The 23,516-nt window shown below is 66.3% G+C and carries 20 protein-coding genes; 7 read left to right on the forward strand and 13 right to left on the reverse strand.

Going from position 1 to position 23,516, the window contains the following annotated elements; translation table 11 throughout:
* Position 1 precedes the first annotated feature (1 nt).
* The gene (locus FFI97_RS01215; RefSeq protein WP_139702321.1) at positions 2 to 3,469 is read left to right on the forward strand and encodes a molybdopterin-dependent oxidoreductase; all 3,468 of its coding nucleotides are present in this window, start codon (positions 2 to 4) and stop codon (positions 3,467 to 3,469) included.
* A 40-nt stretch (positions 3,470 to 3,509) separates the two neighbouring features.
* Positions 3,510 to 4,454, forward strand: coding sequence for an ornithine cyclodeaminase family protein (locus FFI97_RS01220; RefSeq protein WP_139702320.1), 945 nt, complete (start codon positions 3,510 to 3,512; stop codon positions 4,452 to 4,454).
* 21 nt (positions 4,455 to 4,475) lie between these two features.
* Here the strand turns inward: FFI97_RS01220 and FFI97_RS01225 are convergent, their stop codons facing one another.
* Positions 4,476 to 5,444: a LysR family transcriptional regulator gene (locus FFI97_RS01225; protein WP_139702319.1), complete on the reverse strand. Its 969-nt coding sequence runs from the start codon at positions 5,442 to 5,444 to the stop codon at positions 4,476 to 4,478.
* A 103-nt stretch (positions 5,445 to 5,547) separates the two neighbouring features.
* On the opposite strand from FFI97_RS01225, the gene FFI97_RS01230 reads away from it, so the two are divergent.
* Together FFI97_RS01230 and ggt are read left to right on the forward strand one after the other, a co-directional pair.
* Positions 5,548 to 6,534 carry a Bug family tripartite tricarboxylate transporter substrate binding protein gene (locus FFI97_RS01230; protein ID WP_139702318.1) on the forward strand — a complete coding sequence of 329 codons (987 nt, stop codon included), beginning with the start codon at positions 5,548 to 5,550 and terminating at the stop codon, positions 6,532 to 6,534.
* A gap of 91 nt (positions 6,535 to 6,625) precedes the next feature.
* A complete protein-coding gene (ggt, locus tag FFI97_RS01235) occupies positions 6,626 to 8,257 on the forward strand; it encodes a gamma-glutamyltransferase (protein WP_139702317.1) in 1,632 nt (543 codons plus the stop codon).
* A 263-nt stretch (positions 8,258 to 8,520) separates the two neighbouring features.
* Here the strand turns inward: ggt and FFI97_RS01240 are convergent, their stop codons facing one another.
* The 8 genes from FFI97_RS01240 to FFI97_RS01275 form a co-directional block, all read right to left on the reverse strand.
* The gene (locus FFI97_RS01240) at positions 8,521 to 10,134 is read right to left on the reverse strand and encodes a GMC family oxidoreductase (protein WP_139702316.1); all 1,614 of its coding nucleotides are present in this window, start codon (positions 10,132 to 10,134) and stop codon (positions 8,521 to 8,523) included.
* Positions 10,135 to 10,173: 39 nt separating this feature from the next.
* Positions 10,174 to 11,646, reverse strand: coding sequence for an aldehyde dehydrogenase (locus tag FFI97_RS01245; RefSeq protein ID WP_139702315.1), 1,473 nt, complete (start codon positions 11,644 to 11,646; stop codon positions 10,174 to 10,176).
* A 23-nt stretch (positions 11,647 to 11,669) separates the two neighbouring features.
* Complete coding sequence (locus tag FFI97_RS01250) at positions 11,670 to 12,899, reverse strand: ABC transporter substrate-binding protein (RefSeq protein ID WP_221937655.1); 1,230 nt, start codon at positions 12,897 to 12,899, stop codon at positions 11,670 to 11,672.
* The gene (locus FFI97_RS01255; protein ID WP_082817999.1) at positions 12,896 to 13,915 is read right to left on the reverse strand and encodes a branched-chain amino acid ABC transporter permease; all 1,020 of its coding nucleotides are present in this window, start codon (positions 13,913 to 13,915) and stop codon (positions 12,896 to 12,898) included. Before FFI97_RS01255 ends, FFI97_RS01250 begins: the two co-directional genes overlap by 4 nt.
* A complete protein-coding gene (locus FFI97_RS01260) occupies positions 13,912 to 14,790 on the reverse strand; it encodes a branched-chain amino acid ABC transporter permease (RefSeq protein ID WP_062471874.1) in 879 nt (292 codons plus the stop codon). The genes FFI97_RS01255 and FFI97_RS01260 overlap by 4 nt, the downstream gene beginning before the upstream one ends.
* Before the next feature lie 2 nt (positions 14,791 to 14,792).
* Positions 14,793 to 15,506, reverse strand: coding sequence for an ABC transporter ATP-binding protein (locus FFI97_RS01265; protein ID WP_139702314.1), 714 nt, complete (start codon positions 15,504 to 15,506; stop codon positions 14,793 to 14,795).
* A complete protein-coding gene (locus FFI97_RS01270) occupies positions 15,503 to 16,309 on the reverse strand; it encodes an ABC transporter ATP-binding protein (RefSeq protein WP_139702365.1) in 807 nt (268 codons plus the stop codon). The genes FFI97_RS01265 and FFI97_RS01270 overlap by 4 nt, the downstream gene beginning before the upstream one ends.
* 385 nt (positions 16,310 to 16,694) lie before the next feature.
* Positions 16,695 to 17,630 (reverse strand): LysR family transcriptional regulator, encoded by a 936-nt coding sequence (locus tag FFI97_RS01275; protein ID WP_062482492.1) that lies wholly within the window; start codon positions 17,628 to 17,630, stop codon positions 16,695 to 16,697.
* Positions 17,631 to 17,713: 83 nt separating this feature from the next.
* Here FFI97_RS01275 and FFI97_RS01280 point away from each other — a divergent pair, with 83 nt between their 5' ends.
* The 3 genes from FFI97_RS01280 to FFI97_RS01290 are packed head-to-tail and all read left to right on the forward strand — an operon-like array spanning position 17,714 to position 19,397.
* The gene (locus tag FFI97_RS01280) at positions 17,714 to 18,490 is read left to right on the forward strand and encodes an SDR family oxidoreductase (protein ID WP_062482489.1); all 777 of its coding nucleotides are present in this window, start codon (positions 17,714 to 17,716) and stop codon (positions 18,488 to 18,490) included.
* Positions 18,483 to 18,881, forward strand: coding sequence for a GlcG/HbpS family heme-binding protein (locus FFI97_RS01285; RefSeq protein ID WP_139702313.1), 399 nt, complete (start codon positions 18,483 to 18,485; stop codon positions 18,879 to 18,881). The genes FFI97_RS01280 and FFI97_RS01285 overlap by 8 nt, the downstream gene beginning before the upstream one ends.
* A 36-nt stretch (positions 18,882 to 18,917) precedes the next feature.
* Entirely contained in the window at positions 18,918 to 19,397 is a 480-nt protein-coding gene (locus tag FFI97_RS01290) for a hypothetical protein (RefSeq protein WP_139702312.1), read from the forward strand.
* A 39-nt stretch (positions 19,398 to 19,436) separates the two neighbouring features.
* Here the strand turns inward: FFI97_RS01290 and FFI97_RS01295 are convergent, their stop codons facing one another.
* The 4 genes from FFI97_RS01295 to FFI97_RS01310 are packed head-to-tail and all read right to left on the reverse strand — an operon-like array spanning position 19,437 to position 23,516.
* Entirely contained in the window at positions 19,437 to 20,519 is a 1,083-nt protein-coding gene (locus tag FFI97_RS01295; RefSeq protein ID WP_139702311.1) for a phosphotransferase, read from the reverse strand.
* A gap of 52 nt (positions 20,520 to 20,571) precedes the next feature.
* Positions 20,572 to 21,348 (reverse strand): enoyl-CoA hydratase/isomerase family protein, encoded by a 777-nt coding sequence (locus FFI97_RS01300; protein ID WP_139702310.1) that lies wholly within the window; start codon positions 21,346 to 21,348, stop codon positions 20,572 to 20,574.
* Complete coding sequence (locus tag FFI97_RS01305) at positions 21,339 to 22,526, reverse strand: CaiB/BaiF CoA transferase family protein (protein WP_139702309.1); 1,188 nt, start codon at positions 22,524 to 22,526, stop codon at positions 21,339 to 21,341. The genes FFI97_RS01300 and FFI97_RS01305 overlap by 10 nt, the downstream gene beginning before the upstream one ends.
* A gap of 18 nt (positions 22,527 to 22,544) precedes the next feature.
* A complete protein-coding gene (locus tag FFI97_RS01310) occupies positions 22,545 to 23,516 on the reverse strand; it encodes a Bug family tripartite tricarboxylate transporter substrate binding protein (protein ID WP_139702308.1) in 972 nt (323 codons plus the stop codon).

Consider the following 23,516-nt stretch of genomic DNA (forward strand, 5'->3'; position numbering starts at 1 on the left):
GATGCAAGTGATGACGACGACGGCGCCCACGCAAACCAAGCAGGGCTACTGCACGCTCTGCCGTTCGCGCTGCGGCACGCTCAACGAGGTGCGTGACGACATGCTGGTGTCGGTACGGCCCGACGCTTCGCACCCCACCGGCCAGGCGATGTGCATGAAGGGCAAGGCCGCGCCCGAACTGGTGCACAGTCCGCACCGGCTGCGCTACCCGATGCGTCGCACGAGGCCCAAGACCGAAGCGGATCCGGGCTGGGTGCGCATCGGCTGGGACGAGGCACTGGCCGAGACCGCCAAGCGCCTGAGTGCCATCAAGGCCGAGAGCGGTGCCGAGTCGGTGGTGTTCGCTGTGACCACGCCCAGCGGCACGCCATTGACGGACAGCATCGATTGGATCGAGCGCTTCGTGCGCCTCTTTGGCAGTCCCAACATCTGCTACGCGACCGAGGTCTGCAACTGGCACAAGGACTTCGCGCACGCCTTCACCTTCGGCTGCGGCATGCCCGCGGCCGACTACGCGCAGGCCGACCTGATCGTGCTGTGGGGTCACAACCCCGCGAACACCTGGCTGGCACAGGCCAACGCGATCGGCCGAGGCCGCGCGAACGGGGCGAAGATGGTGGTGATCGATCCGCGCCCCACGGCGCTCTCGCGGCAGGCTGACACCTGGCTGCCCGTGCGGCCCGGCACCGATGCGGCACTGGCGCTGGGGCTGATCCACCTGCTGATCGCGGATGCGCGCTTCGACGAAGGTTTCGTGCGCGCGTGGACCAATGCCCCGTTGCTGGTGCGCGGCGACAACGGGCACTTCCTGCGCGAGCAGGACCTGTGGCCCGATGCCCAGGGCAACCGCTTCATGGCGTGGAACGACGCACTGGACCGCGCGGTGCCTTATGACACCGAGCAGGCGGCGCAAACCCAAGACGCCGCCCACTTCCGCCTGCGCGGCGCGGTCGAGATCGACGTGGGCGCACATCGCTTGTCGTGTGCGCCAGCTTTCGAACTGCTGGCCCAGGGCTGCGCCGCCTACACGCCGCCGAATGTTGAACGCATCACCGGCGTTGCTGAAGCGTCTTTGCGCGCGGTCGCCGACCTCTTCGGCACTTGCCGTCGCGTGGCCTATCACGCCTGGACCGGCATCGGCCAGCACACCAACGCGACGCAAGCCGAGCGCGCAGTCGCCACGCTGTATGCGCTGTGCGGCAGCTTCGACCGCATCGGTGCGAACCGCGTTCGCGTCGGTCCGCGCGTCAACGCCGTCAACTCGCTCTCATTGCTGCCCGATACGCAGCGCGCCAAGGCGCTCGGTCTGGCGCAGCGCCCGATCGGTCCCCCTGCGCACGGCTGGGTGACGGCGCGCGACACCTACCGCGCGATTCTCGAAGGCGAGCCTTACAGGGTGCGCGCGATGATGGCCTTCGGCACCAACCTTCCCGTGTCGCAGGCTGACAGCGCGCTCGCGCACCAGGCGCTGTCGCAGCTCGAATTCCACGTGCACTGCGACTTGTTCGAAACACCCGCCGCCCGGTACGCCGACATCCTGCTGCCGGTCAATACACCCTGGGAACGCGAGGGCCTGCGCATCGGCTTCGAGATCAACGACCGTGCGGCCGGCTGGGTGCAGTTGCGCCAGCGCATGGTGACGCCACGCGGTGAATCGCGCGCCGACAACGACGTGCTGTTCGACCTGGCCGTTCGCCTGGGCATGGGCGACGACTTCTTCGGCGGCAGCCTCGACGCGGGCTGGAACCACATGCTCGAGCCGCTCGGCCTCACGGTCGACCAGTTGCGTGCCCGGCCCGAAGGCATGGCCTGCGCCATCGACGCGAGCGAGCAGAAGTACGCCCGCGCCACGCCCACCGGCGTGCGCGGCTTCGACACCCCGACGCGCCGCGTCGAGCTCTATTCCGAAACCCTGCTGCGCCACGGCCAGCCGCCGGTCGCCACCTTCGTCGAACCGGCAGACACGCCGCGCGATGCGAAGGCCACGCGCCAGGGCCGCTTTCCCTATGTGCTGAGTTCGGCCAAGAACGGCTTCTATTGCCACAGCCAGCACCGCAGTCTGGCCTCGCTGCGCAAGCGCGCGCCCGATCCGGTGGCCGAATTGAGCCCCGCGCTCGCCGCCGCCAAGGGCATCGTGGACGGCGACTGGATGCGCGTCCGCACGCGCGTGGGTGAGGCCCGCTTCGTCGCACGCGTCACGCCCCAACTGGCGGACGACGTCATCGTGGCCGAGTTCGGCTGGTGGCAGAGCTGCCCCGAGCTCGACCGCGAAGGCCTGCCGATTGAAGGCGCGTTGGGCAGCAACTTCAACGCGCTGATATCCGCCGACAGCTGCGACCCCGTGAGCGGTTCGGTGCCGCATCGCTCGTTTCTCTGCGACATCGAACGCGACCCGGCCACAGAGATGCGGCAGCGAAAGTGGTCCGGCTACCGCCCCTTCCGCATCAGCGCGCTGCGGCCTGAGGCCGACGGTGTACTGGGCATCCACTTCGAGCCGGTCGACGACAGCGAACTGCCCGATTACCGACCCGGTCAGCACATCGAGATGCAATTGCATCTGGACGATGGCACGCAGGTCACGCGCGCCTACTCGCTCACGGGTGCGGCCGAGGTGCCGGGCCGGCGCAGCTACAGCGTGGCCGTGCGCCACCAGCGCGGCCGCTCGGCCGACGGCACGCCGCACGAGGGGCGCGTGTCGAGCCATCTGCACCGCGCGTTGAAAGTCGGCGACACCCTCGCGCTGCGGGCGCCGTCCGGCGGCTTCGTGCTGCCGCGCCACTCGCCGCAGGCGCTGGTCTTTTTCGCGGGCGGCATCGGCATCACGCCCTTCATCAGCCTGCTCGAATCGCTGCCCGACGGCGCGCAGGGGCCGGCCATCTGGCTCTACTACGCCAACCAGAACGGCACGACCCACGCGTTTCGCGAGCGCATTGCGCAGCACCGCGCGCGGCTGCCGCAGTTGCAGGTTGTCGACCACTACAACGCACCACAGCCGCAGGAGCGTCAGGGCATCGACTACCAGTCGGATCGCTTCATCGACGCGAGCGTGGTGGACGACGCGTTGATCGCGCAGCGCGCCCGCTTCTACCTGTGCGGACCGCCGGCCATGATGGACGCGGTGACCGCCGGCCTCGTGGCGCGGGGCGTTCCGCGCTTCGACATCTTCAGCGAGGTCTTCCGCTCGCCCACCACGCCGCCCACCGACGGCGACCAGCGCTTCACCGTCAGCTTTGCGCGCTCAGGCCGCGCCCCCGCGACGTGGACGCCCCGGCAGGGCACGTTGCTGACCTTTGGCGAATCGCTCGGCGTGCAGATGGCCAGCGGCTGCCGTGTGGGCCAGTGCGAGAGCTGTGCGGTGCGCGTGCTGAGCGGCAAGGTGCGCCATCTGCACGGCAGCGAACCGGAAGACCCGGCCGTGTGCCTGGCCTGCCAGGCCATCCCGCTCGAAGACGTGGTGCTCGAGGCATGACGGCCGGCACTTTCACTCAACTGACTCCATCCGTGACCCCATGAAAATCATCGATACCGAAAGCACCCGCCGTGCATTGCCCTTCGACTGCCTGATCCCGGCGCTTAGGGAGATGTTCATCGCTGGCTGCGAGGTGCCCTTGCGACACACGCATTCGCTGCAGGCCGGGACGCACACCTCGCCCCGCACCGTGCTGGTCATGCCGGCCTGGCAGCACGACCGCTACCTGGGCATCAAGACCGTGACCATCTTCCCGGACAACGCGCAGCGCGGCCTGCCCGGACTGTTCTCGACCTATGTGCTGTACGACGCACGCACGGGCGAGCCGCTGGCGCAGATCGACGGCAACGAGATCACGTCGCGCCGCACCGCTGCCGCCTCGGCCCTGGCCGCGTCCTATCTCGCGCCTGCCGATGCGCGCAGCCTGCTGGTCGTCGGCTGCGGACGTGTCGGCAGTCTGATTCCCGAGGCCTACCGCGCCGTGCGTCCCATCGAACGCGTGGTGGTGTGGGACCGTGACGAAGCTGCGGCGAAGGCGCTCGCTGCGCGGCTGTGCGCGCAGAACATCGAAGCGGCCGTTGCGCCAGATCTCGCCAAGGCGGTGAACGACGTCGACATCGTGAGCTGTGCCACGCTCGCCACGCAGCCGGTGGTGCAGGGCGCGTGGCTGCGGCCTCGCAGCCACCTCGACCTGATCGGCAGTTTCACGCCGCAGATGCGCGAAGCCGACGATGGCTGCTTTGCGGGTGCACGTCTGTTCGTCGATACACAAGAGGCGTTGCAAAAGAGTGGCGAATTGCTCGGGCCCCTGTCGCGCGGCGTGTTCGCCGCGGACGATGTAGCAGGGGAGTTGGCCGACCTGGCCGCGGGCCGGATCCAGGGACGCGCCGATGGTGACGGGCGGACCGTCTTCAAAGCCGTGGGCACCGCCTTGGAGGACCTGGCCGCGGCAGTGGTGGTCTACGAAGCTTCCGATTCGACCTGAGACACGTGCCTTGGCCGGCTGCTAAGCGCTGGGCGCCTCCTGCACGTGTGCAGCAGGCAAGCCCCGCGCGTGCGCCTTCAGGCAGGCAACGAAGTCCATGAGCGTGGCCGAGACGTGCTCGCGGTTCCACACCACGGTGATGGGGCCGAAGCGGATGTTCGAATCGATGGCGACCTTGCGGAACAGCCCCAGCGAGGCCATGTAGTCCGCCATGGATTCCGCGCACACGCCGACATAGTCGCCCTTTTGCAGCAGCGCCTGCATCATGGCCAACGAGGCGGTTTCTGCCTTGGGCACCAGCCACGATGCCTGTTGCTCGATGAGATAGGCATCCATCTGGATGCGAGTGAGCGTGCCAAGGGGCGGCATCACCCAATGCTCGCGCAGCACGTCGGCAAAGCCCAGCGGCTGGTTGCTGTCCCAGTGCTTGCTGCCCTGGCCGATGACGATGCTCACCCGGTCGTCAAAGAGCACGTGGTGCGCCAGTTGCGGCTGGTGCGCCCGCGCATCCAGAACGCCGATCACGGCATCCATGGCACGCGTGTCCAGGCCTTTGAGCAGGTCGTCGAACAGGCCGTCGTGGATGGACACGGCCACATCGGCATGGCGCTGCTGGAACGCGGTCACGGCTTCGGGCAGGCCGCCGGCGATGCCTGCCCAGACGCTGCCCACGTTCAGTCGCGGCACGCGTCCCGCAGCCACCGCATGCATTTCGAGGCCGGTGCGGGCGATATCGCCGAGCACCGTGATGGCCAGGCGTTTGAGCAGATGCCCGGCAGGCGTCAGCTGCACCTTGCGCCCGCGCACCACCAGCGGCGTGCCCGCCACGCGTTCGAGCTCTGCCAGCCAATGCGACATGGCAGATTGCGTCATGTGCAGCCGCGCAGCCGCTTCGGTCAGCGTGCCCGCCTCGTCCAGCACCAGAAAGGATTCCAGATGCCGGACCTTGATGCCTCGTGCCCAGGACAGGCCTTCCGAACGCTCGATCATGAGTAAACCTTCATGCATCCATTTTGCATTTTCACTAGGCAAATGGTAGGGGTTGTCATGAAAATTACTTCATCTTCCATGACAGACCTTCTGAGGAATCCCTGTGCCCAAAGCAATCACGAACGTCTACAAGATCCTGATGGGTGTCGCGGTCGCAGCCGCCACGGCCACCACCGTGTTCGCGCAAGCCTCCTACCCCAGTCGTCCCGTGCGCCTGATCGTGTCGCAGGCCCCGGGCGGCAGCAGCGACACGATCGCGCGCATGTGGGCTGAACACGCAGGCAAGGCCATTGGCGCCACCATCGTGGTGGAGAACAAGCCCGGCGCGGGCGGCCTCATTGCCGCACAGAACGCGCTGAATGCGCCCGCCGATGGCTACACCCTGCTGCTGGGCAGCGTGTCGCTGATGGTGCTCAATCAGTTCACCTACAAGCCACTGCCCTACAACCCCGAGAAGGATTTCGTTGGCGTGACCATGCTGACGACGGTGCCGTTCGTGCTGTCGGCCAACCCGGCCACAGGCATCAAGACGCTCAAGGATCTGACGGAAAAAGCCAAGGCGGCACCCGGCAAGCTGAACTTCGCGTCCGCCGGCCTGGGCAACTCCACCCACCTGGCTGTCGAGCTCGTGTCCAATGCCCTGGGCATTTCGATGACCCACATCCCTTACAAGGGCGAGGCCGACGGCATCCTGGCCACCATTGGCGGGCAAACCGAGGTGATGGCCCCGGTGTATGGCACCGCCCTGCCCCACATCAAGAACCGCAAGCTCAATCCACTGGCCGTGTTGTCGCCGCAACGCACCCCTGAGCTGCCCGATGTGCCCACCCTGGGTGAGCTGGGCGTGAAGGGCTTTGACAACATGGGCTGGAGTGCCGTGGTGGCGCGCGCCGGCACGCCGGCCGACATTGTGGAAAAGCTCAACAAGGCGACGGCGGCCTTCCACCAGAGTCCCGACGTGCAGGCCAAGCTCAAAAGCATGGGCGTGATCCCCATGTCCGGCCCTTCCGCGCTGGTCATGGAAACGGCGGCGCGTGACGCCAAGGCCTGGGGGCCCACGCTCGGGGCACTGAACCTCAGCGCCAAGTAAGCCGGCGACCGCACAAGCACCGCCCCCTTTTTCTCCCATCTTCACCCCTTGCCGTATCGCCGATGCAGCAAGGGGTTCGTCATCACACCTCATGAAAAAAGAAGCAATGGTGGCCTGTCCGCAGCCGGAGGCCGCCGAATCCGGCATCGACATCCTGCGCGCAGGCGGTAACGCGGTGGATGCCGCCGTGGCCACCGCGCTGGCCCAGACCGTGGTCGATCCGCTGATGTGCGGCATCGCAGGTTTCGGCACCGCCGCCGTGTACCTGCCGGGCGCCCAGGTGCATGAATATTTCGACTTCCACTCGCCCGCGCCGCTGGCGGCCAGGGAAAACATGTGGGAGCACCTGCTCGAGGGCGAGACCAAGGACGGCTTCGGTTTCATCCTCAAAGGCCGCGTCAACGACATCGGCCCCCAGTCCATCGGTACACCGGCCACGCTCAAGGGCCTGGAGGCCATGCATCAGGCGCACGGCCGCCTGCCGTGGCAGCAGGTGGTGGAGCCCGCCATCCGCTGGGCCGCGGACGGCTACTTTGTGCGCCCCGGCATGCACGCCTTCTGGATCGACGAGCCCACCATGGGCCGCGTCGGCAACCTGGAGCGGCTGCAGTACTGCGAGGAAAGCCGCCAGCTGTACTGCCGCCCTGACGGGCGCCCCAAGCCCATCGGTGCGCCGCTGCGCAACGAAGGCATGGCTGCCGTGCTGCGCCAAATTGCTGAAGAAGGTGCGCGCCCGTTCTACCAGGGTGACCTGGCGTTAAAAATGGTGACGCACCTGCAGTCGCTGGGGGCGCTGATCACGCTCGACGACCTGGCCCGGTACCAGGTGCAGCGCAACCCGCCGCTGGTGGGCCACTACCGCGACCGCACCATCACGACCAACCAGCCCCCGGGCGGCGGCGCTATGCTGCTGGAGATGCTCAACATCCTCGAGCACTTCGATCTGGCGAGTCTGGAGCACAACAGCCCCGCCTACCTGCAGCGGGTGTGCGAGGCCATGAAGAAGGCGACGATCGACAAGGACCACTGCATCGGCGACCCGAAGTTCTTCGATGTGCCGCTGGATCAGCTGCTGTCCAAGGACATGGCCCGAGAAGTGGCCGAGCAGATCCGGGCGGGCCATCGCTTCAACGTGGAGCGCGTGAACCCTGGCGCACCCGTGCCGCGCGACACCACCCACCTGAGCGTGGTGGACGCCGACGGCAACGCCGTGTCCCTGACCCACTCGCTGGCCATGCCCTCGGGCATCATCACCCCGGGCATGGGTTTTCTGTACAACGGCTGCATGGGCGTGTTCGACCCGCGTCCGGGTCGCGCCGGCAGCATCCAGCCGGGCAAGAGCCGCTTCACCTCGTCCTGCCCCACCATGACCTTCAAGGACGGCGAGCTCGACGTGGTGCTCGGCGCGCCCGGTGGCACGCAGATCGCCATGGGCGTGCTGCAGGTGCTGCTCAACGTGATCGACCACGGTATGGAGATGCAGGCAGCCGTGTCGGCACCTCGCTTCTCGTCCACCAGCAACTCCATCGACGTGTGCAACCGCATTCCGCGTTCCACCACACGCGCGCTGGAAGCACAGGGCTACGCCATTGGCCGCAACCCGTACAACTACACCATCGGCTGGGTGCACGGCGTGCAGGTACAGGCCGACGGCCTGCATGGCGGCGCCGACCCTGGACGCGATGGCGTTGCGTACCGGCTGCGCATGGATCCTGCGCACTGATCGGCCACCGTTTTCAGCTATCGACTGTGTGGCTTATGAGGAACTCATTCCCATCCCGCCTTCTTTGCATGTAGCCAGCCGCGCTTGTCTGCTTTGCAGCGGCTCGTTCGCCGATCCAGTGGCCGGTTTCGGAGGTACAACCACCTGCTTTGTCCAAACGCCCCCTGACGAAGATCACATCAGCGCCGCCGATGTGCAGGCGGCCAACCGACGACACCGACGGACCAGAAAGAACCCAGTTCTCGGCAGTTGGGGATCTGGCGTCAACGCCCCTCTGTCGCGCGGATCATGTCGGCGCCTTTTTCCCCGATCATGATCGCAGGCGCGTTCGTGTTGGAAGAGGTGATTCGAGGCATGACGGAGGCATCCACGACGCGCAGGCCGTCGATGCCGCGCACTCGCAGTTCGTGATCCAGTACAGCCATGCCGTCGTTGCCCATCGCACAGGTGCCCACCGGGTGGTAGACGGACTGAGCCGAGTCGCGGATGAAATCCTCCCACTCGCTGTCCGACTGGACTGCATTTCCCGGCGCGTGCTCGGTCTGGATGAAACGCGAGAGCGGCTCGGTCTCGAAGGTCTTGCGTATCCATCGAAGTCCCTCGCGCATCACCTGCAGATCCTCTGCGTTGTCCAGGTAGTTGGCGTGGATCCGCGGGTAATCGCACGGATTGGCGCTGGCCAGGCGAATGCGCCCGCGGGCCCGGGGGCGCAGCAAACTGCACGAGGCGTTGATGCCCGGGAAGCTGTCCAGCGCGATGTCGCCCTTCTTGCTGATGTTCAGGCTCATCGGCCGGAAACTGACCTCCACGTCGGGTCGGGTGGCCTGCGGCCCGACGCGGGCAAACGCGGTCGCCTGGACCGCGCCGATGTTCAGGTAGCCGCTGCGGTTCGCGAAGTACTTCATCGCCTCGACGTACAGGTTCGGTCCCGAGAGCTTGTGGTTCAGGGAGATGGACTTCTCGCACTTCGCCACGTAGTACACGTACAGGTGGTCCTGGAGGTTCTCGCCCACGCCCGGCAAGTCCAGGGCGACGTCGATGCCGTGCTCGCGCAGATGTGCCGCCGGGCCGATGCCCGAGAGCATGAGAAGCTGCGGTGAATTGATCACGCCGCCGCACAGGATGACCTCGCACCGGGCGGTGGCAAGCTTGCTGACGCCGCGCTGTGAATAGCTCACGCCTGTGGCGCGCTTGCCTTCGAGCACCACTTTTTCGGCGAGCGCTTCGACGGCGACGTGCAAGTTGGCACGCCCGCGCACCGGATGCAGGAAGGCGACGGAGGTCGAGCTTCTGCGGCCATCGCGCACGGTGACCTGCGCCCGCCCAACGCCTTCCTGCACGCCGTCGTTGAAATCCTTGCGCAAGGGCGAGCCGGTGTTGATCGCCGACTCGATGAAGAGCCGCCCAGCGGGGTCGTCGATGACCGGGTCGGTCACGGCCAGCGGGCCGCCGGCACCATGCAGTGCACTGGCGCCGTGCTGCTGATCTTCGCTCTTGCGAAAGTACGGCACCACGTCATTCCACCCCCAGCCGGGATTGCCCAGGCGCGCCCACTGGTCGTAGTCTTCCGGATGGCCGCGCAGATAGACCATGCCGTTGATCGAGCTCGATCCGCCTAGCGTCCTGCCGCGCGGCCAGTAGATCTTCCGGCCGCGCAGGTTCGGTTCGGGCTCGGTGAAGTAGCCCCAGTTGACGGCGCTGGGCCGGAAGACCTTGGTCGTCCCGGCGGGGATCTTCATCCACATGCTGCGGTCTTCGGGGCCGGCTTCGAGCAGCAGCACCGTTTTCGAAGCGTCTTCGGAAAGCCGGTTGGCGAGCACGCAGCCCGCCGATCCCGCGCCGACGATGATGTAGTCGTACTGTTCTGTCTGTGTCATGAGAGGCGTTGTTCCTGATGGCTTGGGGCTGGGCTGGCACTAGATGCGCATCACGAACGGATTCGCGGTCGGCGCGTCGTAGTTGAGCCACACGCTCTTCGTCTGCAGGTAGCCTTCGATGGCCTCCAGGCCGTTCTCGCGCCCCAGCCCGCTGCGCTTGAAGCCGCCAAACGGCATGTGCACGCCCAGCGCACGGTAGGTGTTGATCCAGACCGTCCCAGCCTCCAGTGCGTTGGCCATCCGGAACGCCCGGCCCATGTTCTGGGTCCAGACACCCGAAGCCAGGCCGTAGAAGGTGTCGTTGGCGATCTCCAGCGCCTCGCGATCGTCCTTGAAGGTGAGGATCGACAGCACGGGCCCGAAGACCTCCTCGCGCGCGATGCGCATGCCGTTGTGGATGCGGGTGAAGATCGTCGGCTCGACGAACAGGCCGCCGAGCTCTGCGCTCGGGCGTCCGCCCAGCACGCAGTGGCCGCCTTCGTTCTTCGCGATCTCGATGTACTTCAGGATCTTGTCGTACTGAGGCCGGGTCGCGATCGGACCGATCTGGGTGTCAGGCAGGTTCGGATCGCCCAGGCGCGCGACCTTGGCGACCGCCACCAGCCGCTCGACGAATGCGTCGTGGATGCTCTCCTGCACGAGCAGGCGCGAGCCCGCGATGCAGGTCTGGCCCGCGGCCCCGAAGATGCCCGCGACTGCGCCGTTCACCGCATCATCCAGGTTGGCATCGTCGAAGACGATGTTGGGCGACTTTCCACCCAGCTCCATCGTCACGCTCTTGAAATCGCGCGCGGCCAATTCGTTGACGCGCTGACCGGCCGCCTCGCCGCCGGTGAAGGCGATCTTGGCCGTCAGTGCATGCGTTACCAGCGCTTCGCCCAGGTCGGCACCCAGGCCGGTCACGATGTTCACGACACCCGGCGGAAAGCCGGCCTGCTCGAACAATCGACCGAACTCCAGCGAAGAGGCTGAGGTGTACTCGGACGGCTTGACAACGACCGTGCAGCCGGCGGCCAGCGCGGGAAAGGCCTTCGACGCGAGCAGAGCCAGTGGCGAATTCCACGGCGCGATGCAGACGACGACCCCCACGGGCTCGCGGCGCGTGTAGGTGAACATGCCGCTGCGATCGGGCGGCGGCACGCTGCCTTCCACCTTGTCCGCCAGACCCGCGTAGTAGTGCGCCATGTGCGCCACGGCATTGAGCTGCGCGCGCATCTCGGCGAAGAGCTTGCCGTTGTCGCGGACCTCGGTGCGCGCCAGTGCCTCGGCCTCACCGGCGATCAGGTCGCCCAGCCGGCGCAGGAGCGCGCCGCGTGCGCTGGCGGTGAGCGCCCCCCACGGGCCCTGCTTCAAGGCCCGGTGGGCCGCGCGCACGGCGGCATCCGCATCGTCGGGCGCCGCCTTGGGAATGCGGGCCCAGGGCTTGCCGGTGTAGGGATTCTCCGTGTCGAGCGTCTGGCCGGAACGGGCGTCCAGCCATTGGCCGTCGATGAGCATCTTGTAGTCGTGCATGGTTCTTTCCTGGATTCCGTGGTCTATTCGTCGCTGCCCATGACGGAGCCGAACGGCTCCCATTTCTGGCCATTCAGCCGCACCATCTGCAGCTGCCGCACCGGGAAAAAGTTCTTGTCGCTGCTGTTGGCGAAGATGCCCGGCAGCATCAGCTTGAAGCGCACGTTCTTCATGCTGGCGGCCTGCTTCATCAGGTTCTCGCGCGAGAGGTCGTCGCCGCACTGCTGCAGCACATGTACCAATGCCTGCGCAGCCACATAGCCGAAGACGTTCATCCAGTCGGCCTTGTTGGCGTCGGGCAGGTACTTGTCCATGAAGGCGTTCCACTCCCGCATCTCGGGGTAGTCCTTCCAGCGGTCGTCGGTCGCCTCCATCAGGTAGGCCGCGCTGATGATCCCCTGCCCGTTCTCCAGGCCCGCGGGCCGCATCACGGCGCCCATCGAGATCGAGATGCTGGTCAGGAAGTGCGTCGGCTTCCAGCCGATCTCGGCCACCTTCTTGATGGTCTGGGCGGCGAACTTCGGCGTGGTGATGTTCACCAGCACGTTGGCGCCCGAAGCCTTCATCTTGAGAATCTGAGAGTCGACGGTGGCGTCCGTGGGTTCGTAGGTGGTCTCCGAGACGATCAGGCTCTTGGCCTTGTCGCCGAATCCCGCCTTGAGGCCGCCGAGGTAGTCGCGACCGAAATCGTCGTTCTGCGACAGGATGGCGACCCGCGCATCGGGAATGTTGGCCAGGATGTACTTCGCGTAGATCGCGCCTTCGCTGTGGTACGTCGGCTGCCAGCCGATGGTCCAGGGGAAGGTCTTCGGATCGATCAGCCGCGTCGATCCGGCGCCGACCATGAGCTGCGGCACCTTCTTGTTGTTCAGGTACTTCTGGACCGCCAGGTTGGCCGCGGTGCCGACCGAATTGAACACGGCGAGCACCTGGTCCTGTTCGACCAGCTTGCGCGTCTGCTCGACGGTCTTGGGTGGGCTCAATGCATCGTCGTAGGAAAGGTAGTTGATCCGGCGGCCGTTGACCCCGCCCTTCTCGTTGATCATCCTGAAGTACGCCGCATGCATCTTCGCGATCGCGCCGTAGGCCGACCCCGGGCCGCTGTAAGGGCTGGTGTTGCCGATCTTGATCTCGGTGTCGGTGACGCCGGGGCCGTATCGTTTCTGAGCCTGTCCGGTCAGCGGCCCCCCTATCAGCAGTGCGGCCAGGGCCGTGAGGCCGGTTCTTCTGGTGAAGCGCGTGTGCGTGTTCAAGATCCTGTCTCCTTTTCTTGTGAAAGCGATATCTGGCGCGTCGTGCGCCCGGTGCGTGAAAGCAGTCCGCGCCAGGCGGCGCCGAACCCTGCCGAGCCGCCGGGGCGCAGCACGATGAGTGCGATGAGCAGCACGCCGTAGACGGCGCCCGACAGGCCCTTGGACACGCCCTCGGCGATGTTAGGCACGAAGAGGATGAAGGCGGCACCGAGAAAAGCGCCCGGCAGCCAGCCGACGCCGCCGACCACCAGCCCGACCAGGATGGCCACCGACAGATAGAAGCTGAAGCTGTCCGGCGAGACGTACTGGACGACGATCGCGCTGAGAGCCCCCGCGATGCCGGTGAAGCAGGCGCTGACGGAAAACGCCAACGTCTTGTAGAGCGCGACGTTGATGCCCATCGTGCGCGCGGCCAGCGCGTTGTCCTTCACGGCCGTGAGCGCCCGGCCCGTCCTGCTGCCGATCAGGTTCCTGGCCAGCCAGTAGACGAGACACGTGATGGCCAGGGTCAGCACATACAGCCACTGGTCCGCATTGAGCGGCAGGAAAGCCGGCGCCTCCGGCTTCGCGATGGAGATGCCCTGCACGCCGCCGGTCCACGGGTCGAGCACCGACAGCTTCAGGATCTGAGGCAGCGCAATGGCGAGCGTGAAAGTGGCCAGCGCGAGGTAGATGCCTTCCAGGCGAAGCGCCGGCAGTCCGAAGGCAAAGCCCGCGGCGAAGGTGACCAACGCCGCGACGGGCAGCGCCCACCCATAGGGCATTCCGTAGCCGTCCATGAGGATGGCGACGGTGTAGGCGCCCAATGCATAGAAAGCGCCATGCCCCAGCGAGAGCTGCCCGTTGATGCCGACCAGAATGTTCAAGCCCATGATGGCAATGGCATAGACCATCAGTTGCGTGGCCTGGAAGACGAGGAAGTCCTTCGCCAGCACGGGCACCAGAACAGCAATGAGGATCGCGATCACAGGGCCGTACCGGCCGGCTGGGGAGCGGGAATTGGATGAAGCGGTCATACCCTGTGCGTTGTTGGCTTGCCGATGAGGCCCTGCGGACGGACCAGAAGCACGACCACGATCGCGATCAGTGCGATGGTGGACTTCAGCTCCCCGCCGACGACCGGAACGAAGGTGCTGATGAGGTTTTCCAGCACGCCCAGAAGCAGCCCGCCGATCAGCGCGCCGAGCAGGCTGTTCAAGCCGCCGAGCACGGCACCTGCAAAGCCGTAGATGACGATGCCGGCCATCATGTTCGGTTCGAGAAAAACGATGGGCGCCACCAGGATGCCGGCGATGGCCCCGATGCTGGCGGCCATGCCCCACCCCAGTGCTTCGAGCGCCTTGACCCGGATGCCCAGCAGCCGGGCGGAGTTCGGATTGCTCACCGCCGCGCGCATCGCCAGACCGGTGCGGGTGAAGCGGAAGAAAAGGAACAGCAGCAGCAGCACGACGAGGATCACGCCGATCATTCCCACCTGGTGCGCGCTGGCCAGGGGGCTGCCCATGAAAGGTGCCGTCCCGAAGGGCGAAGGGAACGGCTTGACGGTGTAGCTCCAGATGAACCCGGCCACACTGTTGAGCACCAGCAGCACGCCGATGAAGACGATGATCTGGTTGATGTCCGATGCGTTGCGGATCCGGCGGATGAGCAGGTGCTGGACCATGGCGCCCAGCACGAAGGACAGCACCAGCGTCAGCACGAAGGCCAGCCAGTACGGCAGTCCGAACTCGATGAGCTGCCAGGCCAGGTAGGTCGAGACCATGGCCATCTCGCCCTGCGCGAAATTCACGTGCCCGATGGCCCGGTAGATCATGACGATCGCCAGCGCGACGCAGGCGTAGATGGCACCGGTCGCAAGACCGGCGGTGACCTGTTGAACGAGCAGTTCCATGTTCAGCCTCCCAGGTATGCGCGACGGATGTCTTCGTTGTTCCGCACGCTGGCGGCGCAACCCGAGAAGACGATGCGGCCTGTCTCGATCAGGTAGGCCTCCTGCGCGATGTCGAGGGCCAGGGCTGCGTTCTGTTCGACCAGCAGAATGCTCAGCCCCTCCTTCTCGTTGAGCTGGCGGAAGATCGCGAAGATCTCCGCGACAACCTTGGGCGCCAGGCCAAACGACGGCTCGTCGAGCAGCAGCAAGCGAGGGTGCGACATCAAGGCCCTGCCCACGGCAAGCATCTGTTGCTCCCCTCCCGAAAGCAGGCCGGCTTGCTGCAGGCGGCGCGCCTTGAGGATCGGGAAGTACTCGTACATCCGCTCGATGTCGGACGCCAGTTGCTTCTTGTCTTTCTGGAAGATCCCGCCCAGGCGCAGGTTGTCCTCGACGCTCAGATGGGTGAAGGTGCCGCGCCCATCGGGCACGTGGCTGATGCCCAGGCGGGCGATGTCCTCCGTGCCCATGCCTATGAGCGGCCTGCCGTCCAGCTCCATGGAACCCTTGCGCGTCAACAGACCGCAGATGGCTCTCAGCGCGCTCGTCTTGCCCGCTCCGTTGGCGCCAAGCAGCGCCGTGACGCTGCCGCGCTTCACGTCGAGGTCAATGCCGTGCAGCACCGTGATGGCCCCGTAGGAGGCGGACAGCTTCTTCACCTGCAGCAGCGGCGTCATTTGGATTCCCCCAGATATGCAGCGATGACCTCCGGGCTCGCCTGCACCTGGGCAGGCGTCCCGGCGGCGATCCTGCGGCCGAAGTTGAGTGCAACGATCCAGTCCGAGATGCCCATCACCAGGCCCATGTGGTGCTCCACCAGCAACACCGTCAGGTCGAAATCACGCTGCGTCCCGCGGATGAGCTCGGCCAGCCCTTCGACTTCTTCATGATTCAGGCCGCAAGCCGGCTCGTCGAGCAGCAGCAGCCGGGGCTTCATCGCCAGCGCTCGCGCGAACTCCACGCGCTTCTGCGTGCCGAAGGGCAGCTGCGCGACCTTGCGGTGCGCGACGTCGCCCAGTCGCAGATAGGCGATCAGTTCGTTCGCCATGGCAGCCGCCGCGCGGTTGACCTGCCGGCTGCGCCGCAGGCTGAGCATGTCGGCCAGGAGATTGCCGTGTTTGCGCGTATGGCAGCCGATGAGGATGTTCTCGAACACGGTCGCACTCGGGAACAGCGCGAGGTTCTGGAACGTGCGTCCGATGCCGCGTGCCGCCATCGCATGGGCCGGCAGGTCCAGGATGGAAAGGCCGTCGAGTTCGATGCCGCCGGAAGTGGTCTCGTACAGTCTGCTCAGGCAGTTGAACAGCGTGGTCTTTCCCGCGCCGTTGGGCCCGATGAGTCCAACGATCTTCTGCTTGGGCACATCGAAGCTCACTTGGTCGAGCGCGACGATGCCGCCAAACCTGACGACCACGTCGCGCACACGCAGCAGCGGTGCGTTCGGGTCGGGCCGGGTGATCGATTCCAGGGAAGGGTTCATGGCATTCGCGCACGCGCAGCGCTCGGCTTCGCAGGCGGAGGCCCACATGCACCGGTTGCATTCGCGCTGACTTCCTCCTTGCAGAGAAAGCTTGTCTCTTCGTTGTTTGGTGCGGGAACTTTAGGCCGCGCGCACTGCCGGAACAATGCACAAATAATCTGCCTTGTCTTTAGTTCTATTGAAACGACCCTGCCCTTTTCGCCCTCGACGCCGCGGGGTTCATGGGTGTCGTTCGTGCAGCGATACGCAAGGCTTCGGTGCGTTGAAATGACGAGGGACTTCCGCCCCAGGGAGATGCCGAGAGCGTTCCTTTCGCCCGCGGATTCAGCTGAGAAAAATCGTGGCTGCGCAGATGACTGCGCGCCCTGCGCTCACGCGCACGAATTCAGGCGCGCTCGTGCTGAACGTCGTTCTGGAGCGCCTCGCGCAGCATCGCGATCAGCGCGCGCAACGCGCTGGAAACATGCCGGTGACCGGAGTAGTAGAGGCACAGGCCTGGATATGCCGGGCACCACGCATCCAGCACACGCTCGAGTCGCCCGTCGCTCAGCGCGCTGGCTGCGAGGTGATCGGGCACGAAGGCGATGCCGATGCCGTCGATGGCTGCATCGACCATCAAGGGCTGGTCAGTCAGGGTGAGCGGACCGTTGACGTTGACGGTCTCGGCATTCCCGTGGCGCTCGAACTCCCAGCGATAGATCGCGCCGCTGTCGAAGCGGAAGCGGATGCAGTCATGGCCATGCAGATCCTGCGGCACGGCAGGTCGTCCACGTGCCGCCAGATAGCCCGGCGAAGCCACCGCGGCGAAACGCACCGGCGCACCCACGCGGATCGACACCATGTCCTGCGGGACGGCCTCCGCCAGCCGGATGCCCGCATCGAAACCGTGGGCCACGATGTCGCTGAGCTTTCCGTCGCACACGATGTCGAGGTGAACCTGCGGGTTCTCGCGCAGAAAGCGCGCCAGCACCGGCTGCAGCACCAGGCGGACCGCACCTTCGCTGGAATTGATCCGCAGGGTGCCGCTCGGGATGCCGCCGAAGCTGTCGATCTCCTGCAGGGCGCCGGCCACTGACGAGAGTGCGGGCCGCAGCGTTGCCGCCAATCGCTCCCCTGCATCGGTCAGCGACACGCTGCGCGTGGTCCGGTTGAGCAGCCTGACCGACAGGCGCTGCTCCAGCGCCTTGATGGAATGGCTCACCGCCGATGCGGTGATGCCGAGTTCCTTTCCTGCCTCGCGAAAGCTGGCATGCGCCGCGACGGCAAGGAACACATTCAGGGAGAGCAGGTCACAGCCCTTGAATTGATGAATGGGATTCACCGGCACAACAAGAATTGATGGGATTGCTTTGATCGTACGGTCTTCCTAGACTGAATGCACGATTCACTCGCAGGTACTCATTCATGTCCCAGAAGATCTTGATGACGGGCGCAAGCTCGGGTTTCGGCCGCGGCACGGCCATTGCATTGGCACGGCTTGGCCACAAGGTGGTGGCCGGCGCCGAAACATGGCCACAGGTTCGCGAACTGCGTGCCGATGCGGCCGAAGCAGGCGTCGAGCTGGAGGTGATCAAGCTCAATCTGCTCGACAAGATCGATATCGCCCACGCGGGCTCCTTCGATCCTGACGTGCTGGTGCTCAATGCCGGCGTCATGGAGGCCGGGCCCATCACCGACATCCCGATGCAGCGGGCGCGCGAGTCGTTCGACATCAACGTGTTCGGGCACCTCGAACTGGTCCAGGCCATCGTGCCCAAGATGGTGGCCCGCCGCGCCGGCAAGGTGGTGTGGACCTCGTCCATGGGCGGCATCCTGGTGGTGCCTTTCCTTGGCATCTACTGCGCGACCAAGCACGCGATCGAGGCCATCGCGGGCTCGATGAAGGTCGAGCTCGCGCCCTTCGGCGTCAAGGTGGCCACCGTCAATCCGGGCGCCTTCCTCACCGGGTTCAACGACACGGGCGTGGAAAGCCATGTCCAGTGGTACGACCCCAAGACCGCGGTCGTTCCGATGCCCGACTTCACCGAAGGCCTGGCCAACCAGGAAGACCCGCAGGAAATGATCGATGCGATGGTCGAGATCATCCCTGCCAAGGAACACCTGTATCGCACGATGCGCCCGTTCGCGACGGTCGACGTGGCCAAGCAATGGCAGGAGACGGAGTGGACCCAGAATGCCTGACATCGCCATCGACGAGGCGCATCGCATCGTGGCCCGCGGCCGTCAGGCGGCCAAGGATGCAGGCCTCAACGCGGTGTTTGCGATCCTGGATCGCGGCGCCAACCTCGTGACCTTCTCGCGCATGGATGATGCATGGCTGGCGTCCAATGAACTGGCGCTGGCCAAGGCGCGCGCTTCGGTGATGTTCCGCATGCCCAGCGAATCGCTGAACGCACCGCTGCAGTTGGGGGCGCCGACCCCGCACTTCGATCACGTCCATGCAGGGGGCCTGCTGTTGATGGGTGGCGGCGTGCCGATCTTCGACGCGGAGGGGGCACTGACCGGAGCGCTCGGGGTGTCCGGTGGAACGCCGGAACAGGACGCCGCCCTCGCCAGAGCGGCCGTGGCCTGAGGCGTGATGCAGCGGCTCCCCGCGCCGGACCTTCGGATGAACACGGCCGAGACCTACTTCCATGCGGAGCGATGGGGTGGCCTGATGTTCGTCGCCGTCGCGGTGACCGCGATCGCCGTGGCCGCATGGACCTGGCGCCACAGCGCGTTCTGGCGCGGTGCGGCGGGCCCGCTTGTCTTGGCGGCGCTGGTCCAGCTGGGTGTCGGCGGCTCCGTCTGGTGGCGCAGCCCGCAAGACCTCGCGCGCGTCCAGCACATCGTCGCGAACGAGCGGGTGCGCCTGGGCATCGAGGAAATTCCTCGCATGCAGGTCGTCATGAACGAATTTGCGAGGAATCGCTGGATCGAGTTCGCGCTCGCCGCAGCCGGAATCCTGCTCGTCATCCTGGCGCCGCAGAGCTCCGTCTGGCAAGGCGCCGGAGCTGGTCTTGCGGTGCAGGCGGCCATGATCTTCCTTCTCGACGGCAGCGCGGAACGGCGAGCTGCCGGCTACCTCTCCTGGCTGCAGTCGCTCTGAACCCGTACGGGCAAGGAGTCCAGCCGGCCGCCATCGTGCTCAGGCCCGCTGCGCGAAATGCCACGCCAGTTCAGCCATCGGCCGCACACCCCCGGCCTCGGCCTGCGCGCTCGACGCCGTGCCCGCCTCGACCCGCTTGGCGATGCCCTGCAGGATCGCCGCCATGCGGAACAGGTTATAGGCCAGGTAGAAATTCCAATCGGGCGCCAGCGCCTCGGGCGTCGTGATGCCGGTGCGATCGCAGTACCTGCGGATGTAGTCGCTCTCGGTCGGAATGCCCAGGCGCTCCAGGTCGAGTCCGCCGATGCCGCGAAACATCCGGGGCGTGATGTGCCACGACATGCAGTGGTAGCTGAAGTCCGCGAGCGGATGGCCGAGCGTGGACAACTCCCAGTCGAGCACGGCGATCGCGCGTGGCTCGGTGGGGTGGAAGATCAGGTTGTCGAGGCGGAAGTCGCCATGCGCGATCGAGACCATCCGTTCATCGCGCGCGCTTTCGGGCACGTGCGCCGGCAACCACACCATCAACCGCTCCATCTCGGGAATCTCCTGAGTGGCAGATGCAACGTACTGCTTGCTCCAGCGACCGATCTGGCGCTCGACATAGTTGCCGGGCCTTCCGAAATCGGCGAGGCCGTGCTCCGCGAACTTCACCGCATGCAGGGCGGCGATCACGCGGTTCATCTCGTCGTAGATCGCCGCGCGCTCAAGATTGCTCATTCCGGGCAGGGACTGGTCCCACAGCACGCGGCCCTGGACGAACTCCATGATGCAGAACGCACGGCCGATGACCGACTCGTCTTCGCACAGGCAGTACACGCGCGGCACCGGCACGGCGGTACCGGCAAGGCCGCTCATGACCTTGAACTCACGCTCCACGGCATGCGCAGAAGGCAGCAGCTTCGCGACGGGCCCCGGCTTGGCGCGCATCACGTAGCTTCGGACAGGTGTCACAAGCTTGTAGGTCGGGTTGGATTGCCCTCCCTTGAACATCTCCACCGTGAGCGGGCCGGCGAAACCTTCGAGGTTGCTTTCGAGCCAGGCAGCGAGCGCGTTCACATCGAACCGGTGCTGCGGGGAAATGGCACGTGTGCCGGCGAAATTCTTGGCGTCCTGGGTCATGTCTCTCCAATGGTCTTGATCGGCGTGAAGCGCCCGGCGCAGCTCGCGCGGCTCAACGCCCCTGGAAACTCGGCGTGCGCTTCTCGGCGAAGGCACGGCGCCCTTCGATCCGATCGTCGGAATCGCGCAGGTTGCCGAAGCTCTGCTGCTCCAATTCGAGGCCGGCCGTCAACGGCAGCTCGCGGCCGACCTGGGCGAGCCTCTTGGCAGTGACCACGGCCAGGGGTGCATTCGAGGCGATGCGCTGGGCGATCGACCGCGCGGCCGCCGCGAGATCCGGTGGCGCCACCACCCGGCTGACCAGGCCGATGCGTAACGCCTCCTGGGCGTCGATACGCTCGCCGGTCAACAGCAGCAGCATCGCGTCCGACTGGCCCACCGCGCGCACGATGCGCTGCGTACCACCGCCAGCCGGGATGCTCCCGATGCAGACCTCCGGCAGGCCGAATACCGCAGTGCTCGCGGCGATCCGGATGTCGCAGAGCATCGCCATCTCGAGCCCGCCTCCCAACGCGAAGCCGTTGATCGCGGCGATCATCGGCTTGGGGGTTTGCAGGGTCGAGACCGGCGGAAGGCTGGCCCGCGAACCGAAATGCAGTTCAGCAAAGCTCTCTGCGGGCGGCATGGTCTTCTTCAGATCGGCGCCGGTACAGAAGGCCCGTTCGCCCGCTCCCGTGAGAATGCCGACCCGCACGTCCTTGCGAATCGATATCTCGTTCCAGGCTTCGTGCAACTGCGCGGCGGACTCCGGGTCGATCGCGTTCATCGCCTCCGGGCGATTCAGGGTCACGGTGGCAATGAAATCGCGCACCTCGAGCGTCACAGGCATGTCGTGTCTCCTTCGTTGTCGTGAGCGATTCCGGCGGCACGCAACACCTCGCAGGTGTGCTCCCCCACGAGCGGCGCGGGACGTCGGGCGCGCGGCACCTCGCCCACCGCGCGCAACGGCGTCCCGGGCAGGGTCAGTTCGCCGGCAATCGGATGGCGCACCGTCTCGGACAACCTCGCATCCGCGAATGCCGGCGAGGCGATGACTTCCGAGTAGTCGTTGATCGGCGCGCAGATGATGTCCACCGCCTCGAAGCGCTTCAGCCATTCGGCGCGCGGGCGGCGCGTCATGCGCTCTTCCAGCAACTGCACCAGCTCGCGACGGTGCGCAATGCGGCCCGACAGTTCGCGAAAGCGTGGGTCGGTCAGCAGCCCGGGGCATTCGAGGACACCGCACAGCGCCTCCCAGCGCGACGGGTGGTAGGCGGCGAGCATGATCCAGCCATCCGCACAACGCAGCGCCTCGTTGGGCGCGGCATAGGGCGCGGCGCTGCCGATGCGCGCCGGGGGAACCCCGTCGGCGAAGTAGCTGGCGAAACTCATCTGCTGCAACGCGATGGCGGACGCGAACATGCTGGCGTCGATCCATTGGCCTTCGCGATCGCCCTCTCCATCACGTCGACGCCGCGCCAGCGCTCCCAGCACGCCGATGGCGGCGACGTAGCCGGTCACCATGTCGACGACCGGCACCTGCACCTTGCATGGCGGCGCCTCCGGCAAGCCCGTCACGCTCATCAGGCCGGAGACCGCTTGCAGCACGCCATCAACGCCTGGCTTGTGCTGCCACGTCCCTTCCTGCCCGTACGCAGAGACGGAGCAATAGATGACGCCCGGATTGCGTTGCCGCACGTCCTCGTAGCCCAGCCCGAGCCGCTGCATCACGCCGGGACGGAAGCTCTCGACCACCACGTCCGCGTCGGCGGCGAGCTGAAGCGCCGCTTCGCGCTGCTGCGGATTCTTGAGGTCGAGCGCCACGCTGCGCTTGTTGCCGTTGAGCGCCATGAATCCGAGGCTCTGCCCCTGGACGAAGGGCGCCAGCGCGCGGCACAGCTCGCCCGTGGGCGCCTCGATCTTGACGACATCCGCGCCGAGGTCGGCGAGTGTCTGCGTGCACACCGGTCCCGCGGCGACCTGGGTGAAGTCGATGACGCGGATGCCGTTGAGGGAGTCTCCAAGCATGTCGGTTCGTCTCCTCGGTCAGCCGCCGCGAAGGTTGTTCGCGCGGATCACCTTCGTCCACTTGGCAGTGTCCTCCCTGAGTGCCTTCTCCGCCTCGGCGGGCGACAGCAGCATCGGCTCGAAGCCGCTCTTGAGCAGGGACTCGGTCAGCGCCGGGGTGCGCAGTGTCTTGTCCACGGCATCGCGCAGCTGCGCGATGACTGCTTGCGGCGTGCCGGTCGGCACGGTCACATGCCACCAGTAGCCGGCATTGAAGCCCGGCACCCCGCTCTCGCTGATGGTGGGGATCTCGGGCGCCAGGGCGGAGCGCTGCGCGGTCGCGACGCCGAGGATCTTCAGCTTGCCCTGGCGTGCGAACGGCAAGGCCGAAGGCAGGCCCAGCATGGCGAGCGGCACGTGACCTCCGACCAGATCGGTCAGCGCCTGCGAGGTGCCCTTGTATGGCACATGCACCAGCGGAAGGCCCGCCATCTCGCCCAGGTAGATGCCTGCCAGATGGTGCGGCGAGGCGGTCCCGGGCGAGGCATAGGCCAGCGGTTGCGCCCCCTTTGCGCGCCCGACGCCGAGCAGTTCCTGCAGGGTCTTGGCAGGAATGCTCGGGCCGGCAGCCAGCACGATGGGCACGGTCGCCAGCGTGGCCACGAAGGCCAGGTCGGCCGAGGGATTGAACGCCAGCCTGTCGTACAGCAGGGGCAGCAGCGGGTCGCTGGTGCCGCCGACGCCGACGGTGTAGCCATCGGGGCGGGACCGCGCCAGCTCGCCCAGGCCGATGGTGGTGCCCGCGCCGGCCTTGTTGTCCACCACGAAGGGCTGTCCCATGAGCGTGGCGACACGCTCGAACACGGCGCGAGCCACGGTGTCGGTGCCACCACCGGGCGGATACGGCACGATCAGGCGCACGGGTTTCGACGGGTAGTTGTCTGCCCGCACGGGCGCTGCCGGTGCCAGCAGCGCGGCGGCGGCTGCCAGCGTGAACTCTCTTCTTTTCAT

It is taken from the genome of Variovorax sp. KBS0712 (assembly GCF_006323185.2).
Lineage (GTDB): Bacteria > Pseudomonadota > Gammaproteobacteria > Burkholderiales > Burkholderiaceae_C > Variovorax > Variovorax boronicumulans.

Coding starts and splice junctions, on each gene's coding strand:
- FFI97_RS01215 (WP_139702321.1), top strand. CDS start 2: ATGCAAGTGATGACGACGACGGCGCCCACGCAAACCAAGCAGGGCTAC.
- FFI97_RS01220 (WP_139702320.1), top strand. CDS start 3,510: ATGAAAATCATCGATACCGAAAGCACCCGCCGTGCATTGCCCTTCGAC.
- FFI97_RS01225 (WP_139702319.1), bottom strand. CDS start 5,444: ATGATCGAGCGTTCGGAAGGCCTGTCCTGGGCACGAGGCATCAAGGTC.
- ggt (WP_139702317.1), top strand. CDS start 6,626: ATGAAAAAAGAAGCAATGGTGGCCTGTCCGCAGCCGGAGGCCGCCGAA.
- FFI97_RS01240 (WP_139702316.1), bottom strand. CDS start 10,134: ATGACACAGACAGAACAGTACGACTACATCATCGTCGGCGCGGGATCG.
- FFI97_RS01245 (WP_139702315.1), bottom strand. CDS start 11,646: ATGCACGACTACAAGATGCTCATCGACGGCCAATGGCTGGACGCCCGT.
- FFI97_RS01255 (WP_082817999.1), bottom strand. CDS start 13,915: ATGACCGCTTCATCCAATTCCCGCTCCCCAGCCGGCCGGTACGGCCCT.
- FFI97_RS01260 (WP_062471874.1), bottom strand. CDS start 14,790: ATGGAACTGCTCGTTCAACAGGTCACCGCCGGTCTTGCGACCGGTGCC.
- FFI97_RS01265 (WP_139702314.1), bottom strand. CDS start 15,506: ATGACGCCGCTGCTGCAGGTGAAGAAGCTGTCCGCCTCCTACGGGGCC.
- FFI97_RS01270 (WP_139702365.1), bottom strand. CDS start 16,309: ATGAACCCTTCCCTGGAATCGATCACCCGGCCCGACCCGAACGCACCG.
- FFI97_RS01280 (WP_062482489.1), top strand. CDS start 17,714: ATGTCCCAGAAGATCTTGATGACGGGCGCAAGCTCGGGTTTCGGCCGC.
- FFI97_RS01285 (WP_139702313.1), top strand. CDS start 18,483: ATGCCTGACATCGCCATCGACGAGGCGCATCGCATCGTGGCCCGCGGC.
- FFI97_RS01290 (WP_139702312.1), top strand. CDS start 18,918: ATGAACACGGCCGAGACCTACTTCCATGCGGAGCGATGGGGTGGCCTG.
- FFI97_RS01295 (WP_139702311.1), bottom strand. CDS start 20,519: ATGACCCAGGACGCCAAGAATTTCGCCGGCACACGTGCCATTTCCCCG.
- FFI97_RS01300 (WP_139702310.1), bottom strand. CDS start 21,348: ATGCCTGTGACGCTCGAGGTGCGCGATTTCATTGCCACCGTGACCCTG.
- FFI97_RS01305 (WP_139702309.1), bottom strand. CDS start 22,526: ATGCTTGGAGACTCCCTCAACGGCATCCGCGTCATCGACTTCACCCAG.
- FFI97_RS01310 (WP_139702308.1), bottom strand. CDS start 23,516: ATGAAAAGAAGAGAGTTCACGCTGGCAGCCGCCGCCGCGCTGCTGGCA.